Consider the following 2173-nt stretch of genomic DNA (forward strand, 5'->3'; position numbering starts at 1 on the left):
CGGCAGGTGGTTCGCCCTGCTGGTCCTCGCCGGAGGGATCGCGGGCCTGGCCGCCCCCGGGCAGGCCGCCCTCCTCGCCCCCTACATCTCCCTGCTGCTCGGGGTGATCATGTTCGGCATGGGGCTCACCATGCGCCCCGTGGACTTCGCGATCGTGGCCAGACATCCCAAGGCCGTCGTCCTCGGCGTCCTGGCCCAGTACACGGTCATGCCGCTGCTGGGCTGGGGGATCGCCCACCTCCTCAACCTGCCGCCGCTGCTCGTGGTGGGCATGATCCTGGTCGGCTCCTCCCCCGGCGGCACCGCCTCCAACGTCATCGTCTACCTCGCCCGCGGCGACGTGGCCCTGTCGGTGGCGATGACCTCGATCTCCACCCTGCTCGCCCCGGTGCTGACCCCGCTCCTGGTCCTGGCCCTGGCCGGTTCCACCCTGCCCGTCGCCGCCGGCGACCTGTTCGTCTCCATCCTCCAGGTCGTCCTGGTCCCGGTCCTGGCCGGACTGCTGCTGCGCATGGCCGCGCGACGGTTCGTGGAGAGGGTCCTGCCCGTCCTGCCGCTGGTGTCCGTCCTCGGCATCGTCGTCGTGGTCGCCGCGGTGGTGGGCGCCAACGCCGACGCCGTGCTCTCCTCCGGCCTCCTGGTCGCCCTGGCCGTGGTGCTGCACAACTCCCTGGGCCTGACGCTCGGCTACCTGCTCGGCGTGGTCACCAAGCTGCCCGAGACCGCCCGCCGCGCGGTCAGCGTCGAGGTGGGGATGCAGAACTCCGGTCTCGCCGCGGCCCTGGCGACCGCCCACTTCGCCCCGCTCGCCGCCCTGCCCGGCGCCCTGTTCTCGGTCTGGCACAACATCTCCGGCGCGCTCGTGGCCACCTACTGGGCCCGCCGCCCGCCCGCGGACGTCCCGGCCGAGTCCGAGCCGACGGGGAGCGGCACGGAGGGCTCGACCGGGGCCTGAGCCCGCACCCCGTCCGACTTGCCCCGGCCCGAGGACGCCGCCTCGCGCCGGGGCCGTTGTCCCGGTGGCCGGGTCGCCGCCAGCCCTCGGCCAAGGCCTCCTCCCGCCCGCGTCCTCCTCCTCGCCACCCGCGCCCGCTCCGGGCGCGGCCACATCGGGGACGCGGCGAGCGCCGCCCCGGTTCGCCCCGGGACCGTGTGCTCCCGCCTCACCGACCGAACCGGTTACCCGGGCACAACACGGTTCACACGTGCGGTCCCTGGCCTGAACCGGACGCCTCTCTTCGCGTGATCGGATCACCGCACAAGGCGACGGCTGGCAGGCTGGTGCCCATGCCCGAGCGACACCGTCGGTTCCTGCGCCCCTGCTCCGGACTCCTCGCACTCGCACTCACCGCCGCGCTGGGAAACCCCCACGTCCTCCTTTCGCCGTGCGCTCCTCCCGCGCACACCACGCCCGTCACCGCACCCGCCGCGGAGGCCGACCCGCGCCGCAAAGCCCTCCGCGACCGCGTGCGCGGCCGCTGCCCGCGCCCCCGCAGGCCCGAACGCGGGATCATCCCGCACCCCCGCTGCTCCTACGACTGACGCCCGCGCCCCCTTCGCAGGGGTCTCACGGTCTCGGGGGCGCGCCCCGGCGCAGCCACGCCCTCCTCAGAAGCGCGGTGCCCAGGGCCAACGCGCCCTGGGCGAACACCAGACCCAGTCCGAGGAAGAAGAGGTTGACGAGGACGAACACGAGGACCGATGTGGCGACGCCGCTCCCGAACCCCGCGCCCGCGTAGGCGCGGTCCTGCTCCGTGGTCACCATCCAGGACGGCTCACCGGGGACGAGGCGGGCCGCCTCCACGCGCCCCGCCTCGCAGGGTCCCGACAGGTACAGGTGGACGCCGGTCCGCACGGGGCCGCCGTCCGCGGAGCGGAAGACACCCAGGCACAGCGAGCCTCCCTCCGGGAGGGGCACCGACTCGGTGACCTCAAGGACGCCCTCCTGCCCGGTCCAGCCGTAGGCGGCTCCCAGAGCCCGCAGCTCATGGCCTGAGAACCGAACCGACACCGGGATGAACGCGCAGGCCAGCGCGGCGCTGGCCAGGAACACGACGAACGCCCTCCCCGGTGACAGAAGTCCGATGTCTCCCGACCAAGCCCTCCGCCAGCCCATGCGCCCCTCCCCGCCGCCTCCGGTCCGCCCGGACACGGCCACCCCTTCGGACGCGGG

At 74.4% G+C, this 2173-nt stretch carries 3 protein-coding genes; 2 read left to right on the forward strand and 1 reads right to left on the reverse strand.

From position 1 onward, the window contains the following. Both DQW06_RS15190 and DQW06_RS15195 read left to right on the forward strand, forming a co-directional pair. On the forward strand, window positions 1-955 hold a 955-nt coding region (locus DQW06_RS15190; RefSeq protein WP_157983450.1), incomplete at its 5' end, for a bile acid:sodium symporter family protein. A 332-nt stretch (window positions 956-1287) separates the two neighbouring features. Next, window positions 1288-1542 carry a hypothetical protein gene (locus DQW06_RS15195; RefSeq protein ID WP_117198735.1) on the forward strand — a complete coding sequence of 85 codons (255 nt, stop codon included), beginning with the start codon at window positions 1288-1290 and terminating at the stop codon, window positions 1540-1542. 25 nt (window positions 1543-1567) lie between these two features. On the opposite strand, the gene DQW06_RS15200 is transcribed toward DQW06_RS15195, so the two are convergent. Beyond that, window positions 1568-2173 (reverse strand): hypothetical protein (locus DQW06_RS15200; protein ID WP_232833028.1); only part of this gene is annotated, 606 nt, incomplete at its 5' end.

The organism is Nocardiopsis sp. TNDT3 (assembly GCF_003427465.1).
Lineage (GTDB): Bacteria > Actinomycetota > Actinomycetes > Streptosporangiales > Streptosporangiaceae > Nocardiopsis > Nocardiopsis dassonvillei.